Here is a 14,164-nt window from a genome sequence, read left to right on the forward strand (position 1 = left end):
AAAGGAGAGTCAATGAGAAAAACACTGGCGACCGTTGACGCCACTTGAACACTTAAGGTAAAAATCAGCTAGCCAACGATGCGTTGATCTGGGGTGTTCAAATAAAACCGGAATGGCTGTTCAAGTAAAACGGAATACGCAGCTCTCCTCGCGCCTGAGCATCCTCAGCCTCTTCACGAGTCATGTGCTCACCATCAGCGATAACTTTTCCCATACCATCATCCAGCTTATCCAATTGTTCATTTCCTTTGCTGTCTGTTCCATCACTGCCAAAAAAGGCACTTACGACGAATAAAGCGACAACCGCTAAAATCCCTAAAAAACCTTCGAATCCCATTTTTACCTCCAGGCTCAATTTGGCATGCCAAATTGATGGCTAAGTATTCCTTAGTATCTAGGTGCTATTAAAGCTAAGAAAATCTTAGTTTTCAATAGCAGATGTCGTACACTAATTGAAAGCAAATGATGGTTCGCCGTTCCCAATACGGTTAAACCAGGCAAGAACAAGGGTAGGTCTATCCCAAAAGCAATTAGGGATACAGGCAGGGATGGACAACTTTGTAGCCTCTGCGCGCATGAATCAGTACGAGCGCGGTGTTCATACACCAGACTTTAAAACGGTACTGTCCTTAAGTGCAGTGCTTAACGTGCCCACTGCATTTCTGTTTTGTGTGGAAGATGATTTAGCTGAAGCGATATTGGAGTTTCATCAAAACAGACAATAGCGAAGTATCGTGAACCCAATAATAAGCCTTTTCATGTTTTACTATATTTCCATCTTATTTGCCTGATTGCCTGGTAAATTTCGCTAAGAACCCACCCGTAAAACAGAGGCATCATGAGCAATATCCCTCTCTTTTATTCGGGCGCTCCGCCGCCCGCTATGTCGAAGTCGAAAAATCGCCTTCAACATAGCGGGCGTCTGGGTTCTGGCGCTTACACGCAGAAATTTATTTGCAGATTGCATCCTGATTTATATGCAGGTAATCTTTAAATCACTAGCCCGTTCGGGCAACGAAAAAAGTCGGCGCTCTCCAGCTGCCGTTTCCACGTAGTGAGGCACCCTCACGTCTTTCTATATATGTCATGCCGCGCCGCATTTTCGGCGCTCAAGTTCGGCGCTCAAGTTCGGCGCTTAATTGCTGCCGTTTCTATCTATTTTGATTTTTAAATCCCAGGCGAGATCGGTCCGAGCCTTGCGCTATGCGCTAAACAGGGGCGAATAGGCTTAAGTGTCGCTGAGCTGTTTACAGCCAGTTAATCTTACAACCTAAGGAATGACATAATGTTTAATGAAGTACATGAAGTGTCTCAGCTCAAAGCCGAGACCCGACTAATCGCCAGAAAGCGGCATAAACCGTCGAAGCTAGACAAGTACAGTGTTCACTTGCGTAAACTCTATGAAGAGGGAGCAAGTAAAGCGGAGCTTCAGCGCTGGCTTGTTCGTAGAGGTGTTGTAGTAAACTGGACCACGGTGAAACGTTGGCTGGACAGAAATGCCTAAGTTTGCCAAAGCGGAAACGCAGGCGGAAAATGTCGTTAAAGGGCTGACAAAAGCAAGAATTATCAAGTCATATGGTACAGCCCGTAATTACGAACAAGCTCTTAAAACTGTAGCCAAGTGGACAAAGGAAAACAAAGTAAACGGGCTTCAGTCACTGACACCAGACGTTGCCAGGTATTACCTTGAATACCGGGCGGAAGCTGTAGGGCAGAAAGCGCTTGATATGGAGCGTCAGGCCATTCAGGCAATGATGCAACTGAATGGCAAACTCACTCCTAAAGCAACCTTGTACCGCGTAAAGTCAGAGCTGGACGAAATTAAAGGTCCAGAGCCTACACGTCAGAACAGGCACAAGGGGGTTGTTGAACGCTGGAGCATCTAAAACGATTACTGAAAACGGGAAAAATCTTGCACGAGCGTTAGAACATCAGCAAATCAATGATATAAAAAGGTATTGGCATCAGGCAATAAGCACCAGTGAATCAATATCCCAATTAGTAACAACAGTTAGAATAAAAGGTGGACAATCTACTGAAGAGCTATCAACTCACATTTTATATGTTTCTGGTCAGCCTTCTACCGGTAAAAACAAAACTGGCTCAAGAACGGTCGTTGAAGTTTTGCTTGCAGGTGGCCTTTTAATAAACCACGAGGGTATATTGAAAGTCGCTACACCAGAGAGCTCGGAGCAAAACCTCCAACAAACCTCTGACTCAGATGCAAAAGGTAATGTTAGTAGCATAGAACCTGCAAAAGTATCTGATGTAAAGCCTCAAAACGAAAACACTACTCCATCGAAGACTGTTGACTTTTCATCACTTACTAAATCTCCTCAAATTGCAATCAATATTCAGCTTCATCTGCCGGAAACAGATAATGCTGAAGTATATGAAAAACTTTTTAAGGCTTTAAAGGACAATCTACTAGCAGATTAATCTAAAGATGGAACTAAAAAAATTAGTAGTAAAGGCTAACGCCGCGTCTAAAGCGGCACATAAAGTTCTTGCAACTCACGAGCTTTCCCAGTCGAGAGTTATTCATCTAGAAGACCTTTTGAAAAAGCTGTCAGGTTCGCCTGCAGATGTTCAAGACTACTTTAAGGAAGCAATTGTTTGCTTAGAACAAGGATTATATAGAGCTGCTATTGTAATGTCGTGGGCTGGCTTTTTTAACGTTTTAGCTGAAAAACTTTATTTAAATTATGAAACTGAAATAAGAGTCGAGCGGAAAAAGTGGGAATTTAAAGATTTAAATGAGTTCAAGGAAGGATTTCCCGAGGGACAGATTTTAGAAGTTGCTAAACTGTTAAAACTTATCAGCAAACCCGAGCTTAGAATTTATGATGGGCATCTATCTACTAGAAATCAATGCGCACATCCAACTCTGTATAGACCCTCATTAAACACTGCAATTGGATATGTCGAGGAAATGATCTCCTCGACCCTCAAACATATTTAGTGCTACGAATTCCTTTGTAGTCAGTAATAACAAATCGTAAGCAAAAAAAAGCCCCCGAAGACAACGCCATCGGGGGCTTTTGTTTTGGTGGCCCCACCCTGACTCGAACAGGGGACCTAGCGATTATGAGTCGCGTGCTCTAACCAACTGAGCTATAGGGCCGTAATCTTGTAACTTACTTACACAGGACTTACATCAAAAACTTCGTTGCCGTAGTGTAGTTGTAACTCATTGTAGTATATACACTAATTTACCAATCTTCCATCAGCCCCAACTTATTATGAGTCGTGTGCTCTAACCAACTGAGCTATAGGGCCATTCTAACTTTAAGAAGCTTGTATGGAGAGCCAGTGTTTGCTGCAGAACTGCGCACTGGTTTTTACAAGCGGGGCGAAGTATAAGCAGTTTTTTGTGGCTTGTCACCCTATACAGCCTGTGAATTCAATTGCCTGGCGAAAAGTTGTTCAGCCTGCAGTTGTAACACCCGGCGGTTAAAGTTGTTAGTAAAAAGCGTATGGCTTCCGCGCACCTCATTCTTTGCCCCGTTAGTCTTTTGTCTGGTTGACGAAATGGTGGCTGCCCGCTCACTATGGTGGCGGTGTAAGTTTTAAATTAAGCGTAATTATGAACATGAAATGGATTTTCCTGATCCCGGCTTTTCTGATGCTGACAGGCTGCGGCGATCTGTTCGGGAGCAGCAGAGCCCCCGGAGATATCCCCGTGGAATTTACCGACCTCTCATTAGGTGAAGACTGTGCCTGGGAAGTCACGGTGGATAAAGATCTGTGGAAAATAAACTATCTGGCTTTTTATCTGAGCCAACCGGAAGTGAAAGTGGAGGGCAGATGGGTACCACTGAACTTCGTCAATAACGACTGGCAGTCAGATAAAGTCGCCTTTTTGCAGTTTCATCATGCCTGCGATAAAAAGCTGAATAACAATCATATTCTGTTGGATGCCAATGAAGCTTTGCTAAGCAGAGCTACAGAACTGCGCCTGACGATGGGGCTTAATTTTGATGAGAACCATTCATTGCCGGCGGAACAAACACCGCCGCTGGACAAACCAACGATGTACCAGTCGGTGAATGCCGGACATAACTTCTTCCGTGTGGAATTACAAAATACCCGCGAGCCGGGCGCCATCTGGTCGTTTTTACTGGCCAGCGGAGGATGCAATGGAGTGAATGCTGAAACGAAGCCGTCAGATTGTGCGTTTCCCAATCGTGTAACGGTGAAGTTACCTATGGCCCAGAACGTGTCGGACCTCAGCTTGCTGGCGAAGCTGCAACAAATTCTGTTCCGCGTTGATTTAAAAGCGGTTACGGAATGTAATATGGCCGGTTCTCACGATAAAAGCTGTGAAAAAGTCATGAAAAATCTCACCGGCAGGGAATGGTTGCGTTGGGACGCGCCTGAAAAGGTATACCTGAAATCCTGAGGGTATGAACGTAAGTCGGTGGTTTAAGGCGAAATTTGCCTGTGGCGTAGTGCAAGGTTTCAGATTCTTTGCTATCTTTCCTTTACACTAATTTTAGCCAGCCAGCATGGAGATAAGAATGACTGAGAAGCCCTTCCTGGTGAGTGGCCGCAATACAATCATCCACAAAGTTCGCAAGTTTGATTTGTTGATTGTTAACGGTGACGAAAATCCGCCGGTAATCGTGACTTATAAAGGTATTAAGCGCTACGAGGGAAAAATCCCTGATAATAAGCGTGAAGCCAAAATGATGGACATGGAGCTGGTTGATATTACAACCGGCGATGTCTTCGGTGACGAAAAAACACTGGTGTTCATTCAGACACTGAATGGTAAAGAATACAAGGTAGATTACAGCAAAGCTGAAACGCCTATGTTCATTAAAGTGCATCAGGACAGCGCTTTCTGATCTGCCATTGAACTACACCTTCCGGAGCCCGGCAAATATCCCGGGCCGCTTTCAAACAGAACCTGAACTGACCTGCTTAATTCTTTTCCTCCCTCGTTTTTTACTCATCTTCGTACTAAATATGAATGTGACAAAATGTGTTTTTAGCACGATGTATTCCTTCTGTTGCCGATAAGTGAACGGCAAAAAAATGTTGTTCATCGCAAGATCTCAAAACTTTGCGATTCATCGATTCTTCACAGTCCTTTTAACAACACTTCTCTACGTTATCAATATCCTGACCATCGACCTGATGGAAGGTGATTTTAACAAGGAGACGACCATGAAATCTAAACTTCCCAAACCCAACACCGCGTTAATTGTCGCTGTTATCACCAGCGCGTCATTCATTATTCCTGTGACAAGCTCAAATGCAATTGCCGCAACCTATCCCAGATGGCTTGAGAGCAGCCTTGTATCTGTATGTCATGCTATCCGTAAGGATGATACCCGTGCTTTAAAAAACGCAGTAAGAGATTCGAGGGTGTCACTGAAAGTTCTTCATGAAGGATTAGTCTGTAATGGTGAAGATATGATGTCCTTTGCAGAGCGCCACCGTGCAATGGACACCAGTGAATTGATCGCGAGACGACTGAAGCTTCAGGATGAAACATTAACAGCCCGGCGTTAACCCCGGCAGGTACGAACATGGAAAGTCAAAACGGTACCGGCAGCCACACAGAAGTTGTAGCCGGTCCGCTACCCCTGCTTAGTGTACTGGTGATGATTGAGAATGAGCAGTATCATTCGTCACTCAGGCTGATATTAGAAGATATCCCGCAGGTTGGATGTGTGACAATATGCCGTACCCCCGAAGAACTTTACTGGTTTAATGGTTCCCGCAACTCAATATTAATAAGTTGTCTCAACTCTTTTGCTGTTACCGGCCCTCACCTATGTCCACTTGTTATTGCCGGCAGTACAAATGAGGAAGCTTTAAAGGCCTTCGCTATCAATGCTGGAGGATTTATCTCTATGCCTCCTTCAAAGGAAAATGTCCGGTCTTGTCTGCAACATCAGCACGCACTGTTCAGTGCCCGTACGGAACGCGCCGGTTATGAATCCGCTTGTAAAACTATTTCGCTCCAGGCTGGTATTTCCGTAAGCGCATTGAAAGCGAGGTTGAACCGTCAACTTAACCACCCGGGTTTTGAACGTCGTCTGAGTTTACGTTGTGCGGGTGAGTGGACATATCTTGAATATGGCGACATCATTTGGATAGAAGCTGCAGGGGACTATCTAGTTGTGCACTGTCTGTCTGAAAATCATGTTGTCCGTTGCTCGCTCTGTGATATGCAGCGCAAATTGCCGGATCAATTTACGCGTATCAGCCGCTCAGCCATAATTAATTGTACTGCTATTGTCAGAATCGATGAATGTTGCAAGCGCCCCCGGTTTATTCACTTGTCTGGCAACATAAAACTTAAGATAAGTCAGCATTATGCGATGAGAACATCACGTATCAATACTTCGAACTAAGACCATTGTCGGTTGTGAGACCCGGACTCTGTCAGATACACTGCCTTATCTCCATTAACACGGACGCCTATGAATAACCTGCTGCACATGCTTGCCGGTCTGGCTGCGATCTTTCTTTTTTATTTCGGCGGGGAGATGCTGGTAAGAGTATTAGCACTGCCGTTCCCCGGCACACTCGCCGGACTCTTAATGTTGCTCGCTTTTCAGTTTCTCCGCAGGAAAACCCCTGTCGTGCTGATATCGGGCGGGGCCCCGCTGTTAAGGCATATGGCGATGCTTTTTGTTCCTGCTGTGCTGGGCGTTGGCGTCTACTGGCAGCAAATCAATGAAAGCCTTACCGGCATCGGGTTAGCCATCATTGTTTCAACCACTGTCAGCCTGGGCCTCAGCGGGTGGATAGCGCAACGTTTATTGCAATCTGTTGCTGTGGATTCAGAAGAAGATCCTGGCTTATGACTGTTGTACAGGCATTTAATGACTGGTTTGCAAGTGTCTCTGCGCTCGTTGTGCCTTCTTTTTCGGCAACGGGATTAGTCTGGATAAGTATAACCATTGTGGCCTATTTACTCGCATTATCCGTTGCTCGCAGAACCCGGGGACATCCGCTGGCGAACCCTGTTCTGGTCACTGCGGTGATCACCGGCATGGTTATTTTGATAAGCGGGCAGGGAACGGGTAATTATCAGCATGAGGCGGGCTTTATTCACTGGTTACTGGGGCCGGCCACGGTAGCGCTGGCGATCCCTATGTATGCCCAGTGGCAAAAAATTCGTGAACTGGGCTGGCGTCTGGTTCTGGCGGTATTTCTTGCCGGCGTTATCGCACCGTTAACAGCATGGCTGACAGTGTGGTTTTATGATGCACCGCTGGCTATTCAGATGACCATGTTGGCGAAGTCCATTACTACGCCGCTGGCAATGGAGGCGACTGCGCAAATCAATGGTATTCCTGCGCTGGCTGCTGTATTCGTTATTACTACAGGCATCGTGGGGGCGGTAATTGCGCCGGGAGTCTATCACTTGTTAAATGTCACTCTGCCGCAAGCCCGTGGTGTCGCGCTGGGGGCTGTGTGTCATGCAGTGGGGACCGCCAAAGCATTGCAAATGAGTGAGCGCACCGGCGCGCTGGCAACACTAGGTTTGTGTCTGAACGGCATCATGACGGCCATTATCCTGCCTTTATTGTTCGCGTAACAGAGTCATCAGCAGTAAGCTGCGTTAAAAAATAACCGCCGTGTTACACCAATGACGAATGGAAATTACTCAGAATCCTGCTATCAATGTATAAGGGATTCAGTTGACTGAAAACTGTTGTATGCACGGTGTACAATGTTCAGGGTCAGACAATTTCTGCAAAAGATTTCGCAATTCTGCGAAGGCTAAAGGAAGGTATTCTTTTTACATGATTTCGGTATTGGTTTGTGACGACTCGCTGGTAGCACGCAAACAGGTAGCAAAGTGCTTGCCGCCTGACTGGGGTGTCGCTGTTCATTTCGCCAAAAATGGTCAGGAAGCGGTCGCCGCTATAGAGCAGGGTAAAGGACAACTGTTATTACTGGATTTGAATATGCCGGTGATGGACGGATACGCCACCTTGCAGGCCATTCAGGATAAGGGGCTGAAAACCAAAGTTGTTGTGATCTCCGGGGATATACAGCCCGAGGCTCATGAACGGGTAACCCGGCTGGGAGCACTGGAGTTTATTCGCAAGCCCGTGGACCCTGCAACGCTGGAAAGCGTGCTGGTTAAACATAATTTGCTGGAAAACGAGCCGGAAGTTGAAGAGTCCGTTGAACTGGATCCGGATATCCGCGACTGTTATCAGGAAATCACTAATATTGCCATGGGACGGGCGGGTGACCACCTTGCGCGGACGATGAATGTGTTTGTTCACCTGCCTATTCCCAATGTGAATCTTATTGAAGCATCTGAAATGCGCATGATGCTGTCGGATATAGACAGCCATGAGCAGGTAACGGCAGTGTGTCAGGGCTTTATCGGCTCAGGGATCCGCGGCGAAGTCATGTGTATTCTCAGTGACTCAAGCTTTGAAGATGTGGCAAAAATTCTCGATGTGCAGGAGGATGTGGACGATCAGTTGCAGCTTGAGTTGCTAATGGATGCGGCCAGTATTCTTATCGGCACCTGCCTTACTGGCCTGGCGCAACAAATGGACGTGACTTTTGCACAGGGGCAGCCCATTGTTCTGGGGCAGCACCGTGCGATTACTGATATTATTCAGACTAATCAGGTGAAGTGGAAACGTACTCTGGCAATTGAACTGAGTTACGGGCTGGAAGGCTACAATGTGAATTGTGACCTGTTAATTCTTTTCACCGAAGACTCTATGCAAACCATGAACGCCAAACTTGCTCATTTACTGGAGGATATGTAATGCAGGACAGTGAATTAGAGCAAATGCAGTCTTTCCACTGGATGATGGATATGCTGCAAAGTGTTGATGTTGGTATCATCGTTCTGGACAGAGCATTTCAGGTAAAGGTATGGAATGGCTTCATGGAAAGCCACAGCGGGCTCTTACCCAGCGAAGTGCGTGACAAAACCTTATTCAGCATTTTCCCTCACATCAATGAAAGCTGGTTTGCGAAAAAATGCAAACCTGTATTCGAGTTGAAAACCCGGGCATTCATGACCTGGGAACAGCGGCCTCATTTGTTCAAGTTTCACAATTACCGGCCGATTACAGGTAATGAGCCGTACATGTATCAGAATATCACACTGGCACCTTTAACATCGGCGAACGGGAAAACCGACCATATCAGCGTAATGATTTACGATATGACGGATATCGCGTCCGGTAAAAAGCAACTTGAAGCGTTGCAGGTGAGCAGTGAAGAACGCAGGGAAAGACGTTCACCACAATAAACTGAATACACCGGCGTTTTCTTTTTCAGAGGGTAAGACGACGTGATGTTTCGAATTTCTCCACACCTTCCGTGCCGGCACGGGTTCACCGTTTTCTTGATGAGTCTCATGCTGAGTGCATGCGGCGGAGACGGCGGTGGTGACTCCGGTGGCACGCCCGCTAATCCCAATGCGATTTACGTGAATGCCGGTGCCGACATTGAAGTTCTGGAGGCCACAGACGCCAGTTTGAGTGGCAGTGCTACAGGCAATACCGACGGCGCAACCTGGCGCTGGTCTGTGACGCCTTCTGCCACTATCACGCAGGATGACAATACAGTAGCAGACGCGGTTTTTACTGCACCTGTCGTTACCACAGACACGTCGTTTGTTGTTACCCTGACTGTCACCAATAGCAGCGGTAACAGCGATTCTGACACCTTAAATATTCTGGTCAGGCCGGTAAATGTGTCACCGACAGCTGTGATTACGCCGCAGCAGGAAGCCGGTCAGCCGCAGAATACATACTCTGCCGGCAGTAGCGTGGAGCTGAGCGGGTCGGCCAGTACAGACGAGGATGCTCCGGATTCAGCAAACCCCATTGCAGCCTGGGAATGGCAACAAACTTCAGGTAACAGTGTTTTAAATGGTATCGCCACTGATCAGCCTTCGATAACCATTACTATGCCGGTGGAAACCAGTGCGCAGGCGCTGACACTGACGCTGACTGTTACTGATGCAGAAGGTGCCACAGATACCGCCACTGTTACCCTGAATACATTGTCAGAAAGCCAGACCTTACCAAAGGTCAGTGCCGGCAACGACCAGGCGGTATTCAGCGGTGAGCGGATTGTCCTCAATGGCGTTGCAAGCACAACGGTATCCGCCGGTTTACCGCTACTCAGCGAATGGGATGCGTCAGGCAGTGCCGGTATGGTCCGCGATGCAGATGCTCTTTCAACGTATGCGATTGCGCCGCAGGTCGATGTAGAAACGCAAATGAGTTATACCCTTGCCGTGAGTGATGCCTTCGGTCATATCGTCTATGACGAAATTTTCGTTACCGTCCGTCCCATGCCCGTTCCTTTGTTAAACGACACCGGCGTTACAGTGCAGGCGAACAATACAGCCTACGCCAATACCCAGCAGAACGATTTTCCCGGTCAGGACGGACAGCGGGGCGGTGATGTGATCAGTGCTGCCGGTTTCCTCGAAAAGGCAGGCCGTGGTAAAGCGGGTTTTGATTTCACCAAACTTAATAGCAACGGTGATGAAGAAGACGATACGTCGCAGGCCTGGTCTTGTGTACGCGATAACATCACCGGTCTAATCTGGGAGAAGAAAACCGACGATGCCGGACTTCGTGATGCAGATAACACCTATTCCTGGTTCTTCTCTGCGCAAAACGGAGGTTATCAGGGCCCGCAAACTACGACTACCGCCAGCTGTACAATGACTAACTGTAACACCCAGGCGTATGTCAGTGCGGTAAACGCTCAGGGCCTGTGCGGGTTCTACGACTGGCGTATGCCGACACATCAGGAGCTGATGTCGATTATACATTTTGGCCAGCCCAGCGGCGTGATGCTTGATGATGACTACTTTCCTTTCGCCGGCACACTGGCAGCCGGTGAAGACAAGTTATGGTACTGGACCCGCATGCCAAGTGCTGACGGCGTGTCCGGTGATGCGGCACAAAATGCCTGGGCACTGGATTTTGCTTCCGGCCTGGATAACTTCTTAATCAAATCGAGCCCGGCGCGGGTGCGTCTGGTACGGGCAGGGAGATAAGCATGAAACCTGTATTTGTATTGTTATGCTGGCTGTTTTCGGCGTCTTTAATGGCTCAGACCTGTCTGGGTGATGGTATTGAAACCGCCGGCGAGGACGATTTTGAAGATTTGGGTGACGGCGAAGTTCTGCATATTGAAACTCAGCTAATCTGGCAGCGTTGCTCACTGGGTCAGACCTGGAACGGGACAACCTGCACAGGCACCGCCACTAAATATAACTGGCAGGAAGCACTCATTGCTGCGCAGGAAGCCGATGCCGTTGATCTTGCAGGATTGCGTTTACCTAACATCAAAGAGCTGTCTACTATTACTGAACGCTTGTGTGTACGCCCTGCGATCAACGAAGCTATTTTCCCTAATACACCGCCGGATGATTTCTGGACATCAACGCCTTCACTGGAAGATCCGGTACGTTCCTGGGTAGTCGCATTTTTTAACGCCAGTCACTCAATCAAAGAAAAGGACAGATTTGTTTACGTGCGTTTAGTGCGTACACAGCTTGATTAGCCGTTAACAGCCCTTATAATGCCGCGATTTATTCAACCTGAATTTTAGCAGGTTGGACTTGTCGCGGCTTTTTATTTAGGGGCAAGGCGTACACAATGCTACGCATGAGAATGCGAAAATTACTATCTGCTTTGCGAGTTCCGCTGGTGTTTTTCACCACGGTGCCTTTTTGTGCGTCAGCAGATATATCCTGTGACATTGACTTTGCCTATGGTCTGGTGGTTAACGAACATCAGTTACGGATCCTTGATAAGAGCCGTACTGTCGTTCAAATCAACGACCAGGATCAGCTGTTCGTAAAAGGTCGCTGGCAAAACCTGAGTGTACCCGAGCGCCGCTGGCTCCGTGATTATGCGCGGGGACTGCATTACGTTGTTCCCAAGATGATTATTCTGGCGACAGAAGGTGTAGATCTGGCAGCCGATACCGTGGATAACGTATATCAGGGGCTGGTGGGAACCGATCACGAAAGTTACGAAAAGCTGCAGCACGCAATGAAGCGCGTGCGTAACCGTGTTAAAGACAAGTTCCGTCATGCCAGCAACCATTACTTTATCGGCCCGGGATCACTGGAAAGTGTCGATCACTTTGTCGACAGTGAAATTGAAGCTGAACTGGAGCAGGCTATCTCTATGTCTATCGGCGGTATTCTTTCAGCCATTGGCGGCATGGATGAAAACCGGGTAGATTTAAGCACCGAAAGGGTGGAAGAAATCACCCGTCAGCTTGAGGCTGTAGGTGAGCAACTGGATTTTGAAGCCGGGCCGGCATCATTGAACAATAAAGCGCAGTGGTTCTGCGACAAACTACACCGCCTGAATAACCTGGAAGAAAAGCTGCGCAAGCATATTCCTGCGCTGAAGCCTTACGACATTATTATTTCGGAATAAATCGTTAAACAAATGCTGAGAGCAGACTGTTAAGGTATCGTCTGCCTTTTGCCGTCACCTGCCAGTGCAACTCCGATTCTTCAATCAATCCCTGCTCACGGGCTTTAGAAAGCTCTGCTAATTCTTGAGAAGATAATGTCTGACCGGTAAAATCAGTAAAATCCTGCTTGGGGCAGGGTTCGACAAGGCGGAACCGGTTCATGAAAAATTCAAAGGCTAAATCTTCTTTCTCTACCGTTGAGGAAGTATCGAGGTAGGGGCGGGCAATATCCATGTAGCCTCTGGGATGCTTCACTTTTACTGTACGGACTATTTCACCGCTGTTGATATCTGTGATTTTACCGTGAGCACCACAGCCGATCCCCAGGTAATCACCGAAGCGCCAGTAATTCAGATTGTGCTGACACTGGAAGCCGGGTTGGCTGTAACCGGAAATTTCATACTGTTCGAAGCCTGCAGCTTTAAGCCTCTTATGCCCCTGTGACTGGATTTCCCATAAAATATCATCATCGGGCAGCTCAGGAGGTTTTGAGTAAAACGGTGTATTGGGCTCAATGGTGAGCTGATACCAGGAAAGATGGCGTGGAGACATGGCAATGGCACGGTCTAAATCGTCCAGCGCATTGGAAATACTTTGATCCGGTAAGCCGTGCATCAAATCAACATTAAAACTGTTCAGCGGTGCAGCCTTCGCCAGAGTGATGGCCCGGCTTGCCTGGTCAGTATCGTGAATGCGGCCAAGGGCTTTAAGGTGATGGTTCTGAAAGCTCTGGATCCCCATGGAAATCCTGTTTACTCCGGCCTGAGCATAGCCGTCAAAGCGTCCCGCTTCCACAGTACCGGGATTAGCCTCAAGAGTGATTTCAGCATGCTCAGACAACGCTACCCGTTGTTTAACGCCGTCCAGAAGGGTCGCTATGGATTCTGTGGAAAACAAGCTTGGCGTACCGCCGCCGATAAAAATACTGGTGATCTCGCGTCCTTTTACGCGGGCTGCGTCAATAGTCAGATCGTCCAGCAAATGGGCGACATATTCATTTTCAGGAAGTGATGACTTCAACCCGTGTGAGTTGAAGTCGCAGTAAGGGCATTTCTGAACACACCAGGGAATGTGGATATACAGGCCCAGTGAGGGATTACGCAAAAGTTTGTCTCATTTGTTCGAGCAGAAATGCCATGGCCTGACCACGATGGCTGATTTGATTCTTAACCTGACGGTCCAGTTCAGCGGCGGTACATTCATGGGAAGGTACATAAAACACCGGATCATATCCGAAACCGCCGTGACCGGCCTGAGAATCCGTAATCGTGCCATGCCAGTAACCCTGACTGATAAGCGGAACCGGATCGTCTGCATGACGCATGAACACCAGCATACAAAAGAAATGTGCTCGGCGGTTTGCTTTACCATCCAGCGCTGCCAGCAACTTATCAATGTTATCACTGTCGCTGGCCTGTGCGCCGGCGTAGCGGGCGGAATAGATACCAGGCGCACCGCCAAGTGCATTCACTACCAACCCCGAGTCGTCCGCAATCGCCGGCAAGCCGGTGACTTTAGCTGCATGACGGGCTTTGATAATGGCGTTCTCCACGAATGTGGTGCCTGTTTCCGGAACGTCTTCCACGCCGAGTTCTTTCTGCGGAACCACGGTCACGTTCAGCGCTGAAAACAGGCGGGTGAATTCCTTCACTTTGCCGGCGTTACCGGATGCCAGTACAATTTTTTCAGGAAATGACATATC

The 14,164-nt window shown here is 47.9% G+C and carries 19 protein-coding genes and 1 tRNA gene; 16 read left to right on the top strand and 4 right to left on the bottom strand.

Annotated features, from left to right (window positions below; translation table 11 throughout):
- Positions 1 to 97: 97 nt before the first annotated feature.
- Positions 98 to 337, bottom strand: coding sequence for a hypothetical protein (locus tag ACXAG2_RS07415; protein ID WP_474865635.1), 240 nt, complete (start codon positions 335 to 337; stop codon positions 98 to 100).
- A gap of 115 nt (positions 338 to 452) precedes the next feature.
- On the opposite strand from ACXAG2_RS07415, the gene ACXAG2_RS07420 reads away from it, so the two are divergent.
- The 5 genes from ACXAG2_RS07420 (at position 453) to ACXAG2_RS07440 (ending at position 2,962) form a co-directional block, all read left to right on the top strand.
- Entirely contained in the window at positions 453 to 725 is a 273-nt protein-coding gene (locus ACXAG2_RS07420; protein ID WP_474865638.1) for a helix-turn-helix domain-containing protein, read from the top strand.
- 560 nt (positions 726 to 1,285) lie between these two features.
- Entirely contained in the window at positions 1,286 to 1,504 is a 219-nt protein-coding gene (locus ACXAG2_RS07425; protein ID WP_232091115.1) for a hypothetical protein, read from the top strand.
- On the top strand, positions 1,497 to 1,886 hold the full coding sequence (locus ACXAG2_RS07430) for a hypothetical protein (RefSeq protein WP_474865641.1): 390 nt from the start codon (positions 1,497 to 1,499) through the stop codon (positions 1,884 to 1,886). Before ACXAG2_RS07425 ends, ACXAG2_RS07430 begins: the two co-directional genes overlap by 8 nt.
- Positions 1,867 to 2,439: a hypothetical protein gene (locus ACXAG2_RS07435; RefSeq protein WP_474865644.1), complete on the top strand. Its 573-nt coding sequence runs from the start codon at positions 1,867 to 1,869 to the stop codon at positions 2,437 to 2,439. The genes ACXAG2_RS07430 and ACXAG2_RS07435 overlap by 20 nt, the downstream gene beginning before the upstream one ends.
- 7 nt (positions 2,440 to 2,446) lie before the next feature.
- The gene (locus tag ACXAG2_RS07440; protein ID WP_474865646.1) at positions 2,447 to 2,962 is read left to right on the top strand and encodes a hypothetical protein; all 516 of its coding nucleotides are present in this window, start codon (positions 2,447 to 2,449) and stop codon (positions 2,960 to 2,962) included.
- A gap of 85 nt (positions 2,963 to 3,047) precedes the next feature.
- Here ACXAG2_RS07440 and ACXAG2_RS07445 read toward each other — a convergent pair.
- Positions 3,048 to 3,124: transfer RNA gene (locus ACXAG2_RS07445), tRNA-Ile, on the bottom strand.
- A gap of 468 nt (positions 3,125 to 3,592) precedes the next feature.
- Here ACXAG2_RS07445 and ACXAG2_RS07450 point away from each other — a divergent pair.
- The 11 genes from ACXAG2_RS07450 to ACXAG2_RS07500 all read left to right on the top strand — a co-directional run bounded on the left by ACXAG2_RS07450 (position 3,593) and on the right by ACXAG2_RS07500 (position 12,422).
- Complete coding sequence (locus ACXAG2_RS07450; RefSeq protein WP_474865649.1) at positions 3,593 to 4,402, top strand: MbnP family protein; 810 nt, start codon at positions 3,593 to 3,595, stop codon at positions 4,400 to 4,402.
- 118 nt (positions 4,403 to 4,520) lie between these two features.
- A complete protein-coding gene (locus tag ACXAG2_RS07455; protein ID WP_119500423.1) occupies positions 4,521 to 4,850 on the top strand; it encodes a hypothetical protein in 330 nt (109 codons plus the stop codon).
- A 322-nt stretch (positions 4,851 to 5,172) separates the two neighbouring features.
- Complete coding sequence (locus ACXAG2_RS07460) at positions 5,173 to 5,520, top strand: DUF3718 domain-containing protein (RefSeq protein WP_474865651.1); 348 nt, start codon at positions 5,173 to 5,175, stop codon at positions 5,518 to 5,520.
- A 17-nt stretch (positions 5,521 to 5,537) separates the two neighbouring features.
- Positions 5,538 to 6,368: a LytR/AlgR family response regulator transcription factor gene (locus ACXAG2_RS07465; RefSeq protein WP_474865653.1), complete on the top strand. Its 831-nt coding sequence runs from the start codon at positions 5,538 to 5,540 to the stop codon at positions 6,366 to 6,368.
- A 69-nt stretch (positions 6,369 to 6,437) separates the two neighbouring features.
- Positions 6,438 to 6,824: a CidA/LrgA family protein gene (locus ACXAG2_RS07470; protein ID WP_474844559.1), complete on the top strand. Its 387-nt coding sequence runs from the start codon at positions 6,438 to 6,440 to the stop codon at positions 6,822 to 6,824.
- Positions 6,821 to 7,561, top strand: a complete 741-nt coding sequence (locus ACXAG2_RS07475) for an LrgB family protein (protein ID WP_474865656.1) — start codon at positions 6,821 to 6,823, stop codon at positions 7,559 to 7,561. Before ACXAG2_RS07470 ends, ACXAG2_RS07475 begins: the two co-directional genes overlap by 4 nt.
- A 208-nt stretch (positions 7,562 to 7,769) precedes the next feature.
- A complete protein-coding gene (locus ACXAG2_RS07480) occupies positions 7,770 to 8,762 on the top strand; it encodes a response regulator (protein WP_474865659.1) in 993 nt (330 codons plus the stop codon).
- Positions 8,762 to 9,253 carry a PAS domain-containing protein gene (locus ACXAG2_RS07485; protein ID WP_119500427.1) on the top strand — a complete coding sequence of 164 codons (492 nt, stop codon included), beginning with the start codon at positions 8,762 to 8,764 and terminating at the stop codon, positions 9,251 to 9,253. Before ACXAG2_RS07480 ends, ACXAG2_RS07485 begins: the two co-directional genes overlap by 1 nt.
- A 108-nt stretch (positions 9,254 to 9,361) precedes the next feature.
- The gene (locus ACXAG2_RS07490) at positions 9,362 to 11,023 is read left to right on the top strand and encodes an Lcl C-terminal domain-containing protein (protein WP_474865660.1); all 1,662 of its coding nucleotides are present in this window, start codon (positions 9,362 to 9,364) and stop codon (positions 11,021 to 11,023) included.
- A 2-nt stretch (positions 11,024 to 11,025) separates the two neighbouring features.
- Positions 11,026 to 11,532, top strand: coding sequence for an Lcl C-terminal domain-containing protein (locus ACXAG2_RS07495; RefSeq protein ID WP_303574488.1), 507 nt, complete (start codon positions 11,026 to 11,028; stop codon positions 11,530 to 11,532).
- Positions 11,533 to 11,627: 95 nt separating this feature from the next.
- Entirely contained in the window at positions 11,628 to 12,422 is a 795-nt protein-coding gene (locus ACXAG2_RS07500; RefSeq protein WP_474865663.1) for a DUF2884 family protein, read from the top strand.
- 4 nt (positions 12,423 to 12,426) lie between these two features.
- Here the strand turns inward: ACXAG2_RS07500 and hemW are convergent, their stop codons facing one another.
- Both hemW and rdgB read right to left on the bottom strand, forming a co-directional pair.
- Positions 12,427 to 13,566, bottom strand: a complete 1,140-nt coding sequence (gene hemW / locus ACXAG2_RS07505) for a radical SAM family heme chaperone HemW (protein WP_474865665.1) — start codon at positions 13,564 to 13,566, stop codon at positions 12,427 to 12,429.
- Positions 13,559 to 14,161 carry an RdgB/HAM1 family non-canonical purine NTP pyrophosphatase gene (gene rdgB / locus ACXAG2_RS07510; RefSeq protein ID WP_349584811.1) on the bottom strand — a complete coding sequence of 201 codons (603 nt, stop codon included), beginning with the start codon at positions 14,159 to 14,161 and terminating at the stop codon, positions 13,559 to 13,561. The genes hemW and rdgB overlap by 8 nt, the downstream gene beginning before the upstream one ends.
- Between the last annotated feature and the right edge of the window lie 3 nt (positions 14,162 to 14,164).

Source organism: Alteromonas sp. ABH4_456, assembly GCF_056160645.1.

Excerpts from the sequence above, each read along its gene's own strand:
- ACXAG2_RS07475 (WP_474865656.1), top strand. The coding sequence starts at position 6,821 with ATGACTGTTGTACAGGCATTTAATGACTGGTTTGCAAGTGTCTCTGCG.
- ACXAG2_RS07425 (WP_232091115.1), top strand. The coding sequence starts at position 1,286 with ATGTTTAATGAAGTACATGAAGTGTCTCAGCTCAAAGCCGAGACCCGA.
- ACXAG2_RS07440 (WP_474865646.1), top strand. The coding sequence starts at position 2,447 with ATGGAACTAAAAAAATTAGTAGTAAAGGCTAACGCCGCGTCTAAAGCG.
- ACXAG2_RS07430 (WP_474865641.1), top strand. The coding sequence starts at position 1,497 with ATGCCTAAGTTTGCCAAAGCGGAAACGCAGGCGGAAAATGTCGTTAAA.
- ACXAG2_RS07470 (WP_474844559.1), top strand. The coding sequence starts at position 6,438 with ATGAATAACCTGCTGCACATGCTTGCCGGTCTGGCTGCGATCTTTCTT.
- ACXAG2_RS07415 (WP_474865635.1), bottom strand. The coding sequence starts at position 337 with ATGGGATTCGAAGGTTTTTTAGGGATTTTAGCGGTTGTCGCTTTATTC.
- rdgB (WP_349584811.1), bottom strand. The coding sequence starts at position 14,161 with ATGTCATTTCCTGAAAAAATTGTACTGGCATCCGGTAACGCCGGCAAA.
- ACXAG2_RS07460 (WP_474865651.1), top strand. The coding sequence starts at position 5,173 with ATGAAATCTAAACTTCCCAAACCCAACACCGCGTTAATTGTCGCTGTT.
- ACXAG2_RS07455 (WP_119500423.1), top strand. The coding sequence starts at position 4,521 with ATGACTGAGAAGCCCTTCCTGGTGAGTGGCCGCAATACAATCATCCAC.
- ACXAG2_RS07495 (WP_303574488.1), top strand. The coding sequence starts at position 11,026 with ATGAAACCTGTATTTGTATTGTTATGCTGGCTGTTTTCGGCGTCTTTA.
- ACXAG2_RS07485 (WP_119500427.1), top strand. The coding sequence starts at position 8,762 with ATGCAGGACAGTGAATTAGAGCAAATGCAGTCTTTCCACTGGATGATG.
- ACXAG2_RS07480 (WP_474865659.1), top strand. The coding sequence starts at position 7,770 with ATGATTTCGGTATTGGTTTGTGACGACTCGCTGGTAGCACGCAAACAG.
- ACXAG2_RS07450 (WP_474865649.1), top strand. The coding sequence starts at position 3,593 with ATGAAATGGATTTTCCTGATCCCGGCTTTTCTGATGCTGACAGGCTGC.
- ACXAG2_RS07500 (WP_474865663.1), top strand. The coding sequence starts at position 11,628 with ATGCTACGCATGAGAATGCGAAAATTACTATCTGCTTTGCGAGTTCCG.
- ACXAG2_RS07490 (WP_474865660.1), top strand. The coding sequence starts at position 9,362 with ATGCTGAGTGCATGCGGCGGAGACGGCGGTGGTGACTCCGGTGGCACG.
- ACXAG2_RS07465 (WP_474865653.1), top strand. The coding sequence starts at position 5,538 with ATGGAAAGTCAAAACGGTACCGGCAGCCACACAGAAGTTGTAGCCGGT.